Annotated in this window: 14 protein-coding genes; 7 read left to right on the top strand and 7 right to left on the bottom strand. The window is 57.3% G+C overall.

The genetic code is table 11. The annotated features are described in order from the left end of the window. Positions 1–95: 95 nt before the first annotated feature. Genes badI through LVY71_RS03560 form a run of 4 tightly spaced genes read right to left on the bottom strand, consistent with a single transcriptional unit; the run spans position 96 to position 4,540 of the window. Entirely contained in the window at positions 96–884 is a 789-nt protein-coding gene (gene badI / locus LVY71_RS03575) for a 2-ketocyclohexanecarboxyl-CoA hydrolase (RefSeq protein ID WP_235098243.1), read from the bottom strand. Between the two features lie 48 nt (positions 885–932). Next, entirely contained in the window at positions 933–2,576 is a 1,644-nt protein-coding gene (aliA, locus tag LVY71_RS03570; RefSeq protein ID WP_235098241.1) for a cyclohexanecarboxylate-CoA ligase, read from the bottom strand. Positions 2,577–2,608: 32 nt separating this feature from the next. Beyond that, the gene (locus LVY71_RS03565; protein WP_235098239.1) at positions 2,609–3,757 is read right to left on the bottom strand and encodes an acyl-CoA dehydrogenase family protein; all 1,149 of its coding nucleotides are present in this window, start codon (positions 3,755–3,757) and stop codon (positions 2,609–2,611) included. A gap of 15 nt (positions 3,758–3,772) precedes the next feature. Next, entirely contained in the window at positions 3,773–4,540 is a 768-nt protein-coding gene (locus LVY71_RS03560; RefSeq protein ID WP_235098237.1) for a glucose 1-dehydrogenase, read from the bottom strand. Between the two features lie 219 nt (positions 4,541–4,759). Here LVY71_RS03560 and LVY71_RS03555 point away from each other — a divergent pair, with 219 nt between their 5' ends. Continuing rightward, entirely contained in the window at positions 4,760–5,974 is a 1,215-nt protein-coding gene (locus tag LVY71_RS03555) for an ABC transporter substrate-binding protein (protein WP_235098235.1), read from the top strand. 304 nt (positions 5,975–6,278) lie between these two features. On the opposite strand, the gene LVY71_RS03550 is transcribed toward LVY71_RS03555, so the two are convergent. Beyond that, on the bottom strand, positions 6,279–7,382 hold the full coding sequence (locus LVY71_RS03550; protein ID WP_235098233.1) for a lipid II:glycine glycyltransferase FemX: 1,104 nt from the start codon (positions 7,380–7,382) through the stop codon (positions 6,279–6,281). Positions 7,383–8,155: 773 nt separating this feature from the next. Between LVY71_RS03550 and LVY71_RS03545 the strand changes: the two genes are divergently transcribed. After that, positions 8,156–8,716, top strand: a complete 561-nt coding sequence (locus LVY71_RS03545; protein ID WP_235098231.1) for a TetR/AcrR family transcriptional regulator — start codon at positions 8,156–8,158, stop codon at positions 8,714–8,716. A gap of 153 nt (positions 8,717–8,869) precedes the next feature. On the opposite strand, the gene LVY71_RS03540 is transcribed toward LVY71_RS03545, so the two are convergent. Further along, a complete protein-coding gene (locus LVY71_RS03540) occupies positions 8,870–9,826 on the bottom strand; it encodes a fumarylacetoacetate hydrolase family protein (RefSeq protein ID WP_235098230.1) in 957 nt (318 codons plus the stop codon). 438 nt (positions 9,827–10,264) lie between these two features. On the opposite strand from LVY71_RS03540, the gene LVY71_RS03535 reads away from it, so the two are divergent. After that, complete coding sequence (locus LVY71_RS03535; protein ID WP_235098226.1) at positions 10,265–10,987, top strand: outer membrane protein; 723 nt, start codon at positions 10,265–10,267, stop codon at positions 10,985–10,987. A gap of 635 nt (positions 10,988–11,622) precedes the next feature. Here LVY71_RS03535 and LVY71_RS03530 read toward each other — a convergent pair. Next, a complete protein-coding gene (locus LVY71_RS03530) occupies positions 11,623–12,597 on the bottom strand; it encodes a LysR family transcriptional regulator (protein ID WP_235098224.1) in 975 nt (324 codons plus the stop codon). A gap of 276 nt (positions 12,598–12,873) precedes the next feature. Here LVY71_RS03530 and LVY71_RS03525 point away from each other — a divergent pair, with 276 nt between their 5' ends. The 4 genes from LVY71_RS03525 (at position 12,874) to LVY71_RS23030 (ending at position 16,627) form a co-directional block, all read left to right on the top strand. Continuing rightward, positions 12,874–13,578 carry a polysaccharide deacetylase family protein gene (locus LVY71_RS03525; RefSeq protein WP_235098222.1) on the top strand — a complete coding sequence of 235 codons (705 nt, stop codon included), beginning with the start codon at positions 12,874–12,876 and terminating at the stop codon, positions 13,576–13,578. Positions 13,579–13,665: 87 nt separating this feature from the next. Continuing rightward, on the top strand, positions 13,666–14,511 hold the full coding sequence (locus LVY71_RS03520) for a fumarylacetoacetate hydrolase family protein (RefSeq protein WP_235098220.1): 846 nt from the start codon (positions 13,666–13,668) through the stop codon (positions 14,509–14,511). Further along, entirely contained in the window at positions 14,508–16,241 is a 1,734-nt protein-coding gene (locus LVY71_RS03515; protein ID WP_235098218.1) for an MFS transporter, read from the top strand. Before LVY71_RS03520 ends, LVY71_RS03515 begins: the two co-directional genes overlap by 4 nt. Positions 16,242–16,300: 59 nt before the next feature. Next, positions 16,301–16,627, top strand: a complete 327-nt coding sequence (locus LVY71_RS23030) for a DUF1330 domain-containing protein (RefSeq protein ID WP_502797530.1) — start codon at positions 16,301–16,303, stop codon at positions 16,625–16,627. Positions 16,628–16,693 lie beyond the last annotated feature (66 nt).

Here is a 16,693-nt window from a genome sequence, read left to right as displayed (position 1 = left end):
CAACCGCTCCTACGAACGCCTGAATGACGGTGATGGTCCGGCCGAGGATGGCGCATCCATGGCCCGGCCAGACCCGTGTTGCGTGTTGGGTCGGATCAGCGAACGAACTTCCGGAAATCCGGTTTGCGCTTCTCGCGGAACGCGCGGCCGCCCTCTTTCGATTCTTCCGTATCGTAATAGAGGCTGAGCGCCGCCATGCCCATGCTGGCGATGCCGCGGATCGATTCCGTGTCGGCGTTGAAGGAACGTTTGGCCAGTGCGAGAGCCGTCGGACTCCGTTCAAGCAACTCCTCACACCAGCGATCCACCTCGGCATCGAGTTGATCATGGGGCACGGCGATGTTGGCAAGACCCATTTCGACTGCCTGAGCGGCCGTATAGCGCCGGTTGAGGTACCAGATCTCGCGGGCCTTCTTCTCGCCGACCACGCGTGCGAGATAGGCCGTACCGAAACCGGGATCGACCGAACCGACCTTCGGACCGACCTGGCCGAACTGCGCCTTGTCGGACGCAATCGTCAGATCGCAGATCGTTGCAAGCACATTGCCGCCGCCGATAGCGAAGCCGTTGACCCGGGCAATGACCGGCTTCGGCATGTCGCGAATGACGCTCTGGAATTCGTCGATGGGCAGACCGATGGTGCCGCGACCATCGTACTGTCCGTCGTGCGCGCCCTGATCGCCGCCCGTGCAGAAGGCCTTGTCACCGGCGCCGGTTAGCACGATCACGCCGATCGACTTGTCCCATCCTGCGCGCTGAAATGCATGAATCAGTTCTTCGACCGTCTGTCCCCGAAAGGCATTGTAGCTATCAGGCCGGTTGATAGTGATGCGGGCCACACCCTTCGGACGCTCCTCGTAGATGATGTCTTCGTAGCTCGTCATGTTCTTCTCCATTTCGATGAATATTGGAGCATTGCAAGTTTCGGCTGACTATCCGGCTGACTGTCTGACGATCTCGCGCAGCTTGAACTTCTGGATCTTCCCCGACGGTGTTGCCGGCATCTGGTCAAGAACCAGCAATCGCTCGGGTATGTACTGGAGCGCGACCTTGTGCGATTTGAGAAAGTCAATCATCCCGGTGAGTTCGATTGCTTGTCCCGGCTTCGGCACAACCACCGCGCAACCGCGTTCGCCAAGCCGTTCATCGGGATAGGCCACGATGGCGACCTGATTGATTGCCGGATGCTTGTAGAGAAGCGTCTCGATCTCCACGACGGGAATATTCTCGCCGCCCCTTATGATCACGTCCTTCGATCGACCGGTGATCCGGACGTAGCCACGGTCGTCGATCTCGGCGAGGTCGCCGGTATCAAACCAGCCCTGTTCATCCGTGTTGTTGAGATGAGGTCTCTGAAGATAGCCGCCGAAGTTCGAGCAGGAACGTACCAGCAGCCTGCCGCTCGCGCCATGAGGCAGAGGCCTGTCCTCGGCATCGACAACGCGGATCTCGGCTCCGGGCAACGGGCAGCCTGCGGTGTTGAAGGCGCGCTCGTCGTCATCTTCGAGCTTGATCAACGTCACAGCGCCATTTTCAGTCATACCCCAGGCCGATACGATCTTGGCACCCAGCGCCTTGCGCGCATTCTCCACCAGGGGTCCGGGAATCGGGGCGCCAGCGCAGAGAAATGTGCGCAAGGTCGGAACGCCCTCACCGGAATCGCTGACTGCCTTGGCAAGATCGGTCAGGAACGGCGTGGACGCCATCGTAAAGGTCACGCCCTCGCAGCGGATCAGTTCGACGGCTTTGTTTGGATCCCAGATATCCTGCAACACTGCGCTGCTGCGCAACATGATCGGCATCATCAGCCCATACATAAAGCCTGTCTGATGTGCCATCGGCGATGCCATCAGGACCACATCGTCGGCTCCAAGCCGGAGACGCTCTGCATAAGGGATGATGTTGGCCATCGTCGTATTGGCCGAATGCATCACACCCTTTGGTTCGCCTGTTGTGCCTGACGTGTAGATAAGCTGCATGACGTCGTCCGGCCCCGGACGATGCCGCGTCAGGACGTCGTTTGCGTCCGGCGCGTCCTCCCACCTGGGCTCGCTAAGCCTCTTCTCAAAGCTGTTGTCGCCAAGGCCTCCCACGACGATGACGTGCTGAAGATCAGGCAGGCTCGGCCTGAGACCGGTGATCATCTGCTCGTGGTCGAAGCCGCGAAACAGCTTCGGCACAATGACGATCTTGCTCTTCCCATGCTTGAGCATGAAGGAAAGTTCTCGCTCGCGGAAGATATGCATCAGCGGATTGAGGACTGCGCCGATGCGCGAACACGCAAGATAAGTCAGCGTGAACTGCCACCAGTTCGGCAATTGCATGGAAACGACGTCATCGCGGCCCACGCCCAGCCGCGACAGGCCGATGGCAATGCGGTCCGCCATCGCCGCCATTTCACGGTAAGTGAAGCGCGTTACGGTGCCGCTCTCCAGCGATACTGCCGTTAGCGCGAGTTTATCGGGACACGCTGCGACGCAGGCATCCAGATCATCGTTAATCGTGCTGTCACGCCAGAAGCCTTGTTCGATCATGGCGGCCCGGCGCGAGGGTATCAATATGGCATCGAATTCCATGGCTTATTCCCTCCTGACTCGAGCGCTGTCGTTTATTTTGCAGCGCCCTTGAGTTTTTCACGTGCAATGATGAGCTTCATGATCTGCGCAGTGCCGTCGCCGATTTCGAGACCCATGACGTCGCGCAGTCGCTGCTGATGCGGCAGATCAAGCGACCAGCCATAGTGGCCGTGCGTCAGCAGGCACTGATGTATGACGTCGACCGCGGTCTTCGGTGCAAGCCACTTGCACATCGCAGCCTCGGCTGTATGAGGCTTGCCCGCATCCTTGAGCGCCAGCGTCCGATAGCAGAGCTGACGGATCGCCTCGAGCATCGTCTCGGCTTCAGCGAGAGGGAAGATCACGCCCTGATTTTTTGATAGCGGCGCACCGAATGCCTTGCGCTCCTGGACATAGGCCCAGCTTTCGTCCAGCGAAGCCTGCGCCGATCCCAGCACCTGCAGGCCGATGAGCGCCCGGCTGAAATCGAAACCTTGCATGACCTGAACAAATCCGGCGCCCTCGTCCGCCAGCCGGTTCTCGATCGGAACAACCACATCGTCGAAAAAGATCGAGCTTCGGCCGATCGCCTTGCTGCCGAGATCGTTGTACCGCGACGTGGTGACACCCGGCGTATTCATCGGCACCAGAAAAGCACTGACGCCCCGCGCCCCGCTGTCCGGAGTTCCGGTCCGGGCGAACAGCACGACGGCATCGGCCTGATCCGCCATGCTGATCGATGATTTTTCGCCCTTCAAAAAGTAGCGGTCGCCCTCGCGGCGCGCACTCAGCGCCAGATGGGCGGCATCCGATCCGCCGCGCGGTTCGGTGAGACCGATCGCTACGATAACATCCCCTGAAACGAGACGGGGCAACCACTGTCGGGCCAGTTCCGACGATGCATGCGCAGCGATGATCTTGCCGTTCAGCGAACCAAGAATCTGGATATAGGCGGCATTGATATCGGCATAACCGATTGCTTCGGCGATGAGTCCGCTGGTCAGGCTCGGTGCGCCGAGACCGCCGAACTGCTCCGGCAATTCCGGCGCGATCAATCCAAGGCGGCCCATCTCACGCACCAGTCCGCGATCGATGCAACCTTCCACTTCGCGGCGCTGATACCCTGGCGCGAGCTTCTCGCGGGCAAAGCGCCGCGCTGTTTCCTGAAACGCCCGCTGATCTTCAGTGAAATCGTAACTCATCTCTGCCGGCTCCCGTCAGCCTGCCATCGTCAGGCCGCCCGACACGCTCAGGACCTGGCCGGTGATGAATGCGGCATCGTCGCTGGCGAAGAAGCAGATCGCCCCCGGCAGATCGTCCGGACTGCCTATGCGTCCCAGCGGGATCGCGCGGCGGAATGCTTCCTGCAATTTCTCGGGATTGCTGGACGTATTGAGAACGTCACCCAGCAATTGCGTGTCGGTTGGTCCCGGACAAACCACGTTAAAGGTGATGCCGTCACGCGCGTGCTCGCGCGCCAGCGTCTTCGATAGTGCGAGGAGGCCCGCTTTGCAGGCCGCATAAACCGCCTCGCCTGACGAGCCGACCCTTGCCGCATCAGACGCAATGTTCACCACCCGGCCGTTTCGGCGCTCGGCCATCTGCGGCAGGATAGCGTGGTGCATATTCAGCGCACCGATCAGATTGATGGCGATCAGCTTCTGCCAGTCGGCCGGCGTGGTCTTGAGAAACGGCCGGAAAACATCCCATCCGGCATTGTTGACGAGCACGTCGATCGGCCCGAGCGACCCGTTCACCTTTGCAACCGTGGACCGCACGCCCTCATGATCGGTGATGTCGCATGCGAAAGCGGTCGCCTTGCCACCGTCTGAGAGGATCGCGGCGACCGTCCGTTCGGCCGCTGCTGCATTGATATCGAAAACTGCGACTGTCGCGCCTTCGGCAGCAAACCGGCGGCAGGTGGCTCCACCGATGCCGCCACCTCCGCCTGTCACGACGACGATTTTCGAACCAAGCCCGCGCATTCTTCGCTCCCGCCTTGCAGTTGTTGCCGATCAATCTCTGTATGCTTTGGCTCCAATAATATGTCAATATATTGTTCTATTTTGATTGCCTCGGAGGCCAAGGCTCATAGAAAGCCTGGGTATGAGAGACTCTTATATAACAATATCTTGTTATATATTATGTAACAATATATTGTTCTTTTACGCGAGGATTACATCGCGGCGTTCAAAACGGGGGAAATGATGAGCAAAACAGTGATTTCATTGAGTTCAGCGGCCGTTGCTCTGGCCCTGACTTGCGGTAGCGTGACGGCGCAGGTGGCGGTCAAGATTGGTGTGATGAGCGATATGACTGGCCCCTACGCCGATTTCTCCGGTCCGGGCTCGCTCGAAGCAGTCAGAATGGCGGTCGAGGATTTTCGCGCGGTGAACCGGGCTCTCGCCGTCGAAGTGGTATCTGCCGATCCCCAGAACAAACCTGATAACGCCGCGACGGTTGCCCGGCGCTGGTTCGACACCGAGAATGTCGACCTGATCATCGATGTCCCCACCAGCGGCGTGGCTTTGGCCGTCGCCGGCATCGCCAAGGAAAAAAACAAGGTGATGATCGCGACGACCGCGGGCACATCAGACATCACGGGCAAGGCGTGTACACCGAACACCCTGCACTGGGTGTGGGACACATGGTCGAGTTCTCACGGGACGGCCGAGGCCGTTGTGAAGAGCGGTGGCAAGAGCTGGTATTTTCTCACAGCCGACTACACTTTCGGAACGACGATGGAACGCGAGGCTTCGGATGTCGTGAAAGCGAACGGCGGCACGATACTCGGTTCGGTTCGGCACCCGCTTGGTGCGACCGATTTCTCGTCGTTCCTGCTTCAGGCACAGAACTCGAAGGCGCAGATCATCGGCCTCGCAAACGGCGGTGCGGACACCATCAACGCCATCAAGACCGCGGGAGAATTCGGCATCGTCGCCGGCGGGCAAAAGCTGGTCGGCCTGATCGTGTTCATCAACGATATTCACGCGCTCGGATTGAAATCGTCGCACGGCCTCCAGCTTACCACCGCCTTCTATTGGGATCTTAACGACAAAACGCGAACCTTCGGCGAACGCTTTGCCAAGCGCATGGACGGCAAGATGCCGTCGATGAGCCAGGCCGGGAGCTACTCAGCTACGTTCGCTTACTTGAATGCCGTTGCGAAGACAGGCAGCGCGAAAGACGGCGCCGCTGTCGTCTCGAACCTGCGCGCAGCAGGCGTATTCGATGATCCGCTGTTCGGTAAAACATCTGTCCGCGCGGACGGGCGGGTCATCCACGACATGTACCTTGTCGAAGTGAAGAAGCCTGACGAGTCGAAGAAGCCGTGGGATTATTACAAAGTCGTCTCGGTGATGCCGGGCGACAAGGCCTTCCGTCCGCTGAGTGAGGGTGCCTGCCCACTTGCGAAGTAGCGAAGGGCGCCGATCGTGTATCGCGGACCCCGGACTGCTCCTGTTTGTGGCCGGGAGCAGTCACCTTTCCGAGTTGACCGGCAAGGGCATTCCGCCAAGTCGCCGCGCGCGACCGGGGCGCAGCGGAGACTTGAGTGGCTCGCCATTCAAATGGATTCCGAACCCGACAACATCTGTGGGTCATCGCGTTCGCGGTTTTATTCTGAATGGTGGCAATTTGGCGCGCCCGAAGATATTCGAACCCGCCCCCGGATTCGTAGTCTGAGCCGGGCCATTGAAATCATTCAGGTCTGCTTTCGCGGGGCTATTTTGAGCGTTGCCATCGTTGAATGCTGTTTCGAAGGTCCCGTAACTTGAAAAGCCCTTTAACTGAGAGCTCCGCGCTAAGATCTGTGCAGTAGTGAAATTCTTGAATTGGCATTAATAAGCCCTTCGAGCCGGCCAGTCCCTTTTTGAACTGTTGAATGCCGGGGTCGCCCGGTCCACCAAGTTCGTACCAGCGGACGTTTGAGTTTTCGCGCAACCAGTTCAGTATTTTCCACTGCAGGACGTAGCCGGCTTCCAGATCGACACCAGTGTCAGTGCTTGCGCCGAAAACGTAGTAAGCAATATCGCCCACGACACCGAAAGCGGCCCCTGCGATTGCTTCGCCATCCTTGTACGCCAGCACGACACGCAACTTCATCTGCTCGGGAAACAAAATTAGTTGCGGCATATATTCGACGTGATCGACGCCCGGATAATTGAGATTCTTTCGCTTGACCATGTCGGCGTAGAGGGAGCGGAACATATCCATGGCCTCCGGGGACTCGCCAAATCTTATCTCAAGGGCGTGGGATTCTCCGGCTTTAAGATTATATCGCCAGCGCTTCGACAGGCTTTTTCGCTGCTCTGCTTCAGAAAGAGATGCATCGACGAGGTACCGATCCAGCATGGTCGACTGATCGGCGCGAAACCCGAAGTCCGAAAGCGCCGCGCTTTCCAGCGGATAGAACTCGGGATGAGCGCGCGGTCGCACCACGAGGTAGTGTTTCCGCTTGGTACAGTATTCGTCCACAAGCGCTTGCACAAAAGCTGTATATGTCGCGATACTGGTTTGCCCTTCGGCTTGCCGCCAAAACGGACCAAATCGCAAAAGTGCCAGTCCCCTGTTTATGATCGGTAAAGTATAAAGTCCCAATCGAGCTCCGGCGATCGGCCGCCCGTGTTTGAACAACATCAAGTGGCTGCCAACTTCGCCCGTTTTATGCGCGCCGTAGACCGCTGTTTGTTCATAGTGGAGGTCTGCAAACTGACACATCGCCGCGTGCCAATCGGCATCGGCAACATTATCGATGCGAATTTCTACATCTGTTGATGTATCTGCGGACCCAGATACGACACGGAGCAAACCTTGCGAGGAAGCCATTCCGAACGCCTTTCTTTTTGCCGACGAGTTCAAGACCACGCGGCTGAACAAAGGCTAAAGCTGAACTCTCATGAGACAATACGCCGCACCCCGCTCCCGTGGTTCGCGAAAGCGGCAGCAAAGATGCGGCTCCCGACGAACCGCAGAAACCGCGATTTAATTACTCAACTCTATTCCAGCGACAGCGAGAAGACGGCCAACGTCCCAATGCGACCATCCGCTAGCTTGATCACCGGAGCACAGCCCAATGTTCTGGTGTTGGGTCCGAACGGGGAGGTCCTCGACAGAGCACAGAGATTTCTGATCTCCTCGACCTGTGCTCAGGCCATGGCTGTCGTGTGTCGCCACCGTGCGCTACCATAGTCAGCGCAGATGGCATCGAGAATTCGTTCGCCATTCTCCGTGGTCAGCGCGATCAACCAGCCTGAAGCCGTCGGTCAAGAGAATGGCCCAGCTGCCCCTTCCCGGCCTGCCCTGTTTAGAAACCTGAAGCATATGTCCCTGCCCGGAGCGTGTTGCAGGCCGATATACTATCATAGTACATTCGAAGTGCCGTAAGACAATCGAGCACTGTCAAGCACTCGCCATGAAATACTGCGCCGGTCCATCAGGTTTCGGCGCCGGGCATACAAGCCGGACGATCGGCGACAGCAACGGACGTCGCCACGAAGCGACGACGACGGCCGCAAGCTCCCGCTTTCGAAATAGTTGTTCGGTCAGGCTTGTTGTCAACACGAACATGATATTGTGGCAAAATGAGCAAGAGACGAAACTTGGCCAAGCCTGTCGAAGCGTACCATCACGGCGACCTTCGGCAGACGTTGTTGAACTTGGCGCTATCACAGATAGAACAATCCGGCCCGGAAGCCGTCAGTCTGGCGGCGCTCGCACGCGATCTAGGAGTTTCTCAATCCGCCCCATACAGGCACTTCCAGGATAAGGAACAATTGCTGACGGCCATCGCGACCGAGAGCTTCAAAATGTTTGTTGTTACGCTGCGGAACTCGACAGAAGGTCTTTCCGGAAGACGCGCCGTGGCCGCCATGGCAAAGGCATACGTTGCCTTCGGCAAAGCCAGACCCGGCCTCTACAATCTCATGTTTGCCTCGGGTATCGTTGCAGGCGCCTCGGAGAACGACGAGGTCAAGACCATCGCCCGAGAAAGCTTCTCCCTCCTTGTTGAATCCCTAGCTCCATCCCGTGCCCGCAAGCTTCGGGCGCTTCGTATCTGGGCCGGCCTTCACGGCGCTGTCATGCTCAATCGGGAGAATCTCTTCGAGTACCACATTGCCGATACGTCCATCGATGAACTGATCGACGACATCGTCGCCTGAACGTGATGGTGGCCTAAAGCGCAACCTTGGCCCAGGCGTTCAGATCGGTTGAGTTCAGCAAGGCCGCTAAGGACGGCCTCACAACGGCAAACCGCTAGCGGGAGCCGGTTGGCTCGGTGATTCTGACCGAGCCAACCAAGGACGTCAGTCTTTCTACGCGAGATCGAAGCGCAGCGTTCCAAGCTTCTCGATCCGGCTCGTTATCTTGTCGCCGGCCTTCAGCCAAACCTGCTTTTCCTTCGGTAACCCAATGATCACACCCGACGGAGTGCCCGTGAAGATGATATCGCCGGGCTCCAGCGTGAACAGCTTCGATGCGTAGGAGATCACTTTCTGCGGGTTGAATATGAATCTCGACGTGTTGGACGATTGCCGCGGCTCCGGTTCGTCGTTCACGAAGGTTTCAATGGTCAGGTTGTTCGGATCGACCAAGTCGGCAGAGACGAAATACGGGCCAATCGGCGCAAAATCGTCCAGCGTCTTTCCGATCATCCATTGACCGCCTTTTTCCAGCTGCAAATCCCTAGCCGAGAAGTCGTGCCCGACAGCATATCCCGCCACATAGCCCAAAGCGTCAGCCTCGGACACATCGCGCGCCTTCCTTCCGATGACGATCACAAGCTCGGTCTCGTAGTCGAACTTATGCGAAACCTCTTGCCGCGGCAGCTTGATGGTGCAGTTGTGAGCGGCAAGAGTGTTGTTGTATTTGTTGAAAAGAACCGGCTCCGCGGGAAGACGAGCGCCAGTTTCCTCGGCGTGAGCCTTGTAGTTCAGCCCCACGCAAATGATCTTGCTCGGATTCGTGAGCAAGCGCCCGAACTTGATCTTGCTTTCTTCCTTCAGAAACTCGCGCCGATCCTTTGCGGCGGCGATCAGTTGCTCAAGTGCCGGGACATTGCCTGAGGAAAGCAAATCCTCAAGCGTCGTAGGCGCATCGATTTTGAACGCCTTTCCGGCCGCCGCAACATCAAGAATTCCGCCGGGTGTCTTCACGCCAAGCGTTTCTTTGCCGTCAGGCTGACGGATGGATAGCAATGTAAGTCCGCGTGGCATTTGCTTTGATCCTGAGCTTGGCCCGGCTGCTTTGGCGGCAACGGCTTGACCAATCATGGCACCTCCGACACCTGCCATAACTGCGGTCGCCATAAAGTCCCTGCGAGTAGTCATATCGTGCTCCATTTTTTACTAGGAAGATCCTTGGATGCGTTGGCTGACGACGAGTAGAACATCGCAGATGGTCTTAAGAACGATGTATTCTTTACTCCGACCGCACGCGATGCGTTTGACCCCCAATGTGTGAGGCTCGGATATCTTCTAGGCCATCGTTGACTCTCGTCAACGATAAATGTACTAGGTTAGTATATTAATGCCAACCCGTGTCGCTGGGCGGATCGCATCGTTCAAAGATGCAAGCAGAAGAAGGTGCTTCAGATCCGCGATCGACTTGCCCATAGCGCCGTCAGGGAACGACCTTCAGGAGACCATCCACTCGGATGGATTACAGACGCACGTTCCACCTTCCGAACTCAACGAAGCACCAGAGTAAAGATGAGAAAATTTGGAATTACACTTCTCGCTGGGGCGACGCTCGGTCTGGCGCAAGACGCATCAGCAGCCGACCTCGGCACCGCGCCGATCTACCGAAAGGCTCCCCCGGTACCTGCTTTTAGTTGGACAGGCTCCTATATCGGAGGCTTCGTCGGCGCTGCGGCATCGGCTAACAGCATCAGCACCACTGACCCGCTCGCCGCAAGCCTGCCGGCTTCATATGTTTTCAATCCGGGCGTCATCGCCGGCTACACGGGCGGGTATAACCGGCAGATCGCGCCGAACTGGCTGATCGGCTACGAGGGCGAAACCGGCTACCTCGGCCTGCGAGGCTCAGGCGCCTACCCTGCCGGAGCAGCATCCGCCGCGACTGAGGCGAATGGCCTCTACAGCGCATGGACTGGCCGCCTGGGCTACATCATCGACGACCGTTCGTTGCTCTACGTCAAAGGCGGCGCCGCCTTGGCCCGCTTCAACACCTTCTACAACAACGGGGGCGCTAGCCTCTCCAGCCACGAATTCGTGCTGGGCTACGCAGCCGGCGCGGGCTGGGAATATGCCCTCGATCCGAAATGGAGCGTGAAGGCGGAGTATCTCTATCTCGGCTTCGACAAGACCTTTACCTTCGGTCCGACAGGCACCGCTGCGACCACGGTCAACGGCGTCCACACCGGCAAGATCGGCGTCAACTACAAGTGGGATTGGTCCAGCTTGCTGCGCTGACCTTTTCGTAGTCAAAAAGGAAGCCCCGGACAAATTGTCCGGTTTTTTTCATTTTATAAAGCTTGCAGAGTAACTCGATAATTTGACACATCGAGCGAGATCATCAGCCTATCGCGCAATCCGGCGCGCGTTTCGATAGCAACCCGATCCGAACACAGGGACGATCGCTGGTCCGATGCTCCTACAGCGCTGCGAAACTTGCCCGTTCATGCATGTTTGCCGACGTGCGCACCCGACCAACTTTCTTTCAAGCAAATTCACCAGTTTCGACGGTCTTGAATTCTTTCCATCGCTAGAGTCCGCCATGCGCTTCAAGCACACGCGCTAATATGCTGCCCTCGTTATACGGAATATCGTGTCGGTGCATCATTCTCGCTATTCCAATTCGAGCGGCAAGAAAACGACGATGCAAATTCCGGCACTGCGATCGTCAGCAGAACGCCGACATCCGCGGACTCCATCTGCACGATCTGGGAATCCACCATTGGCGCGCTCACTTCGAACGTGGCGTCCGATACGATCATCGGGGCTTGTGCCCAAGCGGATTAACGCAATTGTATGTCACGCACGTACATCCAGCACAAAAATGGACGGAGAGACGGATTTCCTCCCCGCAACGCGGACGGAGGTGGCGACTAATTAAGTCTGGCCTCTTTCAGGTCAGTGGCAATCCGCGTTGGATCAAATTTCTGAAGAGCGACTACGCCGTTGGGCAAATTTGCGTGAACGGTATCGTAGATCTCGTAACAGCGTGGCGTCCAAGGATAGCTCGTCCGCCAAACGAAGCCGAGCGTCCTGCCAATATTGGGGGAACCGAGCCGCTTTCTGGATACACCTGATTCCGCGATCATCAAGGTTGCGGTAAACGGTGCGACGACGGCGCACTCACTGCTACTCAGCAACGCTGCGAGCGTTGCTATACTCGTAACATTACCCGCCCCCCCGGATTTCCACGCCAAATGATCGCTTAGTCCGACCCCCAGATTCGTCGTTCCGCCATTTGCAAAAATTTCGACAGGCGCGCCTTCATCAAGCAGATAGCGTGGGGCCCTGTTTTCTAAAGAGGGATACTGCGATGTCCCCTGCGTCGTGTCGAAGCCGTTGCTTGCGACGATATATGGTTCCCAGAACAATGGAAGCCATCGGAGACCCGGCTCCTCGGCTGGGATCGAGCCGATAATGAGATCGATTTCGTAATTCTTAAGCTGCGCGATGAGGTCAGTCGGACTGCCTTCATGCACGTCAATTTTCACGCCCTCGAACTTTTTCCGTACCGCCTGAATCGCGGTCGTTAGAAGCGCCGGAGCAGCGCTGGTGACGACACCAAGGCGAACCGAACCAGCTGGAAGCCCCCCAGAGCCGCGCGCTACGCTCTTGATGGCCTGCGCTTGCTCGATCATCCCGCGCGCAAATTGAACGATCTGCTGTCCGATGGGCGTCACATGGACACCCGCTCCTGTGCGCTCGAACAACAGGACATTAAGCCCTTCTTCCAACTTCTTGATCTGCGCGCTCATCGTCGGCTGGGTCACATGACAATGCTCGGCCGCCCGTCCAAAGCCGCCGTGATCGATCACGGCCAATACGTAACGCAGTTGAGTAAGGGTCATGCTTCAAGGACTCCATTTCGCCAGCTCCGGTCAATATACACATAGATTTTATCTATGAAAGAATATCGTAAAATCAATTTTCTTCGAAGCGATTGGCGTGATTAGCTTCAAATCGCCGGAGGTTACTGCATTAAAGCCTATGGCTGGCGATGAAGGAGTACGGCGCCCTAAAGTGGCATAGCTGATAGCAATATAAGATCGCTTATCTACTGACTGTATCAATGGTGGCCTGGAACGGAGGCGAGCCCGTGGTCTGATCCACGTTTTGCCTTTGACTTGACGCCGCCTGACTTCGCCATTCTGAAGCAAAGGCAAGCTATGGGGCGCATCACTCTCACCTTCGACAACGGACCGGAACCGGAAATGACGTCCCTGGTTCTGGACGTGCTGCGCAAGCAGGACGTGCGCGCGACATTCTTTGTCATCGGGCAGAATCTTGAGAAGCCAGGAGCAAAGGCGGTCGTAGAGCGCGCGCGTGCCGAAGGTCACTGGATTGGAAATCATTCATTCACTCACCGGACATCCTTGGGGAATGCGTCGACAGACAGCTTCTTCGACGAAGAAGTGTCCCGCACCTTCGATGCCCTTGGCGATCTGGCCCATCCCGACCGATTGTTTCGGCCGTTTTGCAACGCAGGCCTGATTGATCACAGACTGTTCCGGAAAACCGACATTCAGAAGATGAGGGGCGCAAAGATCACGTGCGTCTTGTTCAATTCTGTTCCTCGTGACTGGGAGCACCCTGACGCCTGGGTGAACCGTGCGCTTACGGATCTGACGACCAAGCCGTGGACGACAATCGTTCTCCACGACATTTACGGATACCCCGACGGAGTTGATGTCCGCTCGATGCTGCAGTTGGACCGCTTCATGTCGCTTGCGAAGGCTCAGGGGCACGAATTCCTGCAGGAGTTTTCTCCTGATTGCGTTCCGATCAGACGCGGAGAAGTCTGCTTTGACATCCAGTCCCTCACAAATTGAGTACGCCTGCCGCGGCGCCAATCGCCGTGTCGGGCGCTCGGACAGATGCGGCACCACAATCAGCCTGAATGCGGCAAGGAGACAATCGTGAAGCTGCTGCGTTACGGAAAGAAGGATTTCGAGAAACCGGCCGCGCTCGATCGTGATGGCAACATCAGATCGCTGGCTTCGCTAGTCGACGATTTCAACCCCGACACTTTTGAAGCGCTTGCAAACGCTCCACCGGATTGGCCGATCGACGACCTGCCGATAGGTACCGCGGGCGCTCGTCTGGGCGCGCCGCTCTCAAAGCCTGGAAAAATCGTCTGTATCGGGCTGAATTATAGGGCGCACGCGATCGAAGCTGGCATGCCAATACCCACCGAGCCAGTTGTGTTTCTTAAGGCGTCGAGTTCGCTATCGGGGCCATATGATGCCGTTGTCCTGCCAGTCAATTCAAGCAAATGCGACTGGGAGGTGGAACTCGGCGTTGTCATCGGTCGCCGGGCCAAAAGGGTAACGCCCAGTGCCGCGCTCGATCATGTTCTGGGATATTGCGTCGTCAACGACGTGAGCGAGCGTTCTTTTCAGCTTGAACGCGGGGGGCAATGGACCAAGGGCAAGAGCGCGGACACGTTTTGCCCTGTCGGCCCCTACATCGTGACGCGCGATGAAATATCTGATCCTCAGACGCTGCAATTGAGATGCGAGATTTCGGGTCGGATCGCTCAGAAAAGCAACACATCGGACATGATCTTCAGCGTTGCTGAGACGATCAGCTATCTCAGCGGATTCATGACGCTGGAGCCGGGCGACCTTGTGTGCACAGGCACTCCGCAAGGCGTAGGTCACGGCAGCCAGCCGCCCGTCTATCTCAAAAACGGTGATGTCATGACCCTTTCAATCGAAGGGCTGGGCGAACAGCGCCAAGTGACAATGGCGGAGCGCGATTGACGGGTTTCACACGCATCAAGGCAATTAAAAAATGGGGGATGGAGATGCAGAAAGATCAAGCGACGACGTCGGGCGGGCACATTGTCGGATCGAGCGCAGACCAGCTGGTTATCCGCCGTCGCATGACGGCGGTCGAAAAGCGGGTCATCGTTGCCTCGTCGATGGGTACAGTCCTCGAGTTATATGAATTCTTTCTCGTGGGTGCATTGTCCACCGAAATTGCCCGACATTTCTTTTCAGGCGTCAATCCGAGTACCGGTTTCATTCTGGCTCTGCTCTCATTCGCAGCCGGATTTGTCATGCGTCCGTTCGGCGGCATGGTTTTTGGAAGGTTTGGCGATCTGATCGGCCGCAAGCGCACGTTTCTCGCGACGATCCTGATCATGGGTGTCGCCACCTTCACCATGGGCCTGTTGCCCGGATTTGAAACGATTGGCGTTGCTTCGCCGATCCTGTTCGTGGCCATGCGCATGCTGCAGGGATTGGCGATTGGCGGAGAGTTCGGCGGCGCGTTTATTTACGTCGCCGAGCATGGTCCGAAGCGGGACTGCGGCTTCAGGGTTTCCTGGGTTGTGGCGACGGGGGCCGGCGGTTTGCTGCTTTCCCTATTGGTTGTGCTGCCGCTTCGGTACTTCATGGGAGAGAGCGCGTTTTCCGATTGGGGATGGCGTCTTCCTTTCCTTTTCTCGGTCGTGATCCTTCTTTTCTCTCTCTGGATACGGCTCAAGCTCGATGAGTCTCCGGAATTTCTTCGCATCAAAGCCGAAGGTAAGATGTCGAAATCGCCGATTTCGGAGACGCTCGGTCAATGGGATAACCTGAAGCTGGTTTTGATCGCCATATTCGGCGTCATGATGTGCGCCGCGACTATTTTCTACAATGGCCAGCTCTACACGATGTTCTTTCTGTCGAAGACACTGAAGGTCGATGCTGCCACAACGAACCTGCTGGTCATCAGCGCCACCATTCTTACGGCGCCCCTTTATCTTGTCTCCGGGCTCATGTCAGATCGGGTGGGCCGCAAGAAAGTTCTGATTGCCGGCTGCCTGCTCGGCGCACTGTTCACTATGCCATTGTTCAAGGCGTTAACGCACTATGCAAACCCGGCTCTGGAACGGGCAGAGCGGGAAGCGCCCATCGTGGTCAGCGCCGATCCCAAGGAGTGCGCTTTCCAGTTCGATCCCACCGGCACGGCCAAATTCACCAGCTCGTGCGACATCGTGACCAGCAGTCTGGCAAAGGCCGGCTTGAACTATCGCAGCCAGACGCTCGCTCCCGGAGATGTTGCTCGCATTCAAATCGGGGCCGATGTCATTGAGGGCTATCGCGCGTCGGACAGCGATGCCGCGGCAAAGGCCGTAAAGTTCGGCGCGTCGTTGGCCGCGACCGCCGCTAAGCACGGGTACGGGCGTGCCGCCAATAAGGATGAAATCAACATGCCAATGGTCTTGTTGACTTTGATGGCGTTGATCTCCTTTGGCGCCATTGTCTTCACGGCAGGTGTAACGATGCTTGTTGAAATGTTTCCGACCAGGATTCGATATACCGCAATATCGATCCCCTACCACATTGGGTCAGCTGTGTTCGGGGGCTTTCTGCCCGCTATTTCCTTCGCAATCGTGGCAGCGACGGGAAACATCTATTCCGGGCTCTGGTACCCGATCGGGGCGGCTGCGCTGTCGATGCTGATCATCATTTTCTTTGCGAAAGAAACAAAGGACGCCGCCTGACCGGCGCATGGAAATCCGGCGTCCAACGATGAATTCATCGCTTATCAAGGATCAGGCTTATGTCCGCTTACTTCGTTGTGCGCGCTGCCATTCATGACCGGCAAGCCTTTCAAACATATGCAAGCCGGTCGCCGGGGGTACTAGCCCAATTCGGCGGCCGTCACATCGCGCGGGGCGGCAAAAGCATCACATTCGAGGGGGCAACCGACCGTCCTCACATCGTCATTGCGGAGTTTCCCGACTTCGAGTCAGCTGAGAGATGCTATTACTCGGAAGCTTACCAGGCGCTCATTCCTCTCAGGTCGGGTTGCGCGACGCTGGAGTTCTCGCTGATCGACGGTGTGCCTAGCCCTTCAGGAGCAACGCGCGTGCCAGAGGGATCATAGCCTATACAACCTTCGCCAAATCGCGGCCGAGCATTCGCAAATCCGATGAAGCCGCCGCGGCGGGCC

Source organism: Bradyrhizobium sp. G127 (assembly GCF_021502575.1).
Lineage (GTDB): Bacteria > Pseudomonadota > Alphaproteobacteria > Rhizobiales > Xanthobacteraceae > Afipia.
Note: the sequence above shows the minus strand (reverse complement) of the source record. Positions and strands in the feature narration are given on the sequence as shown.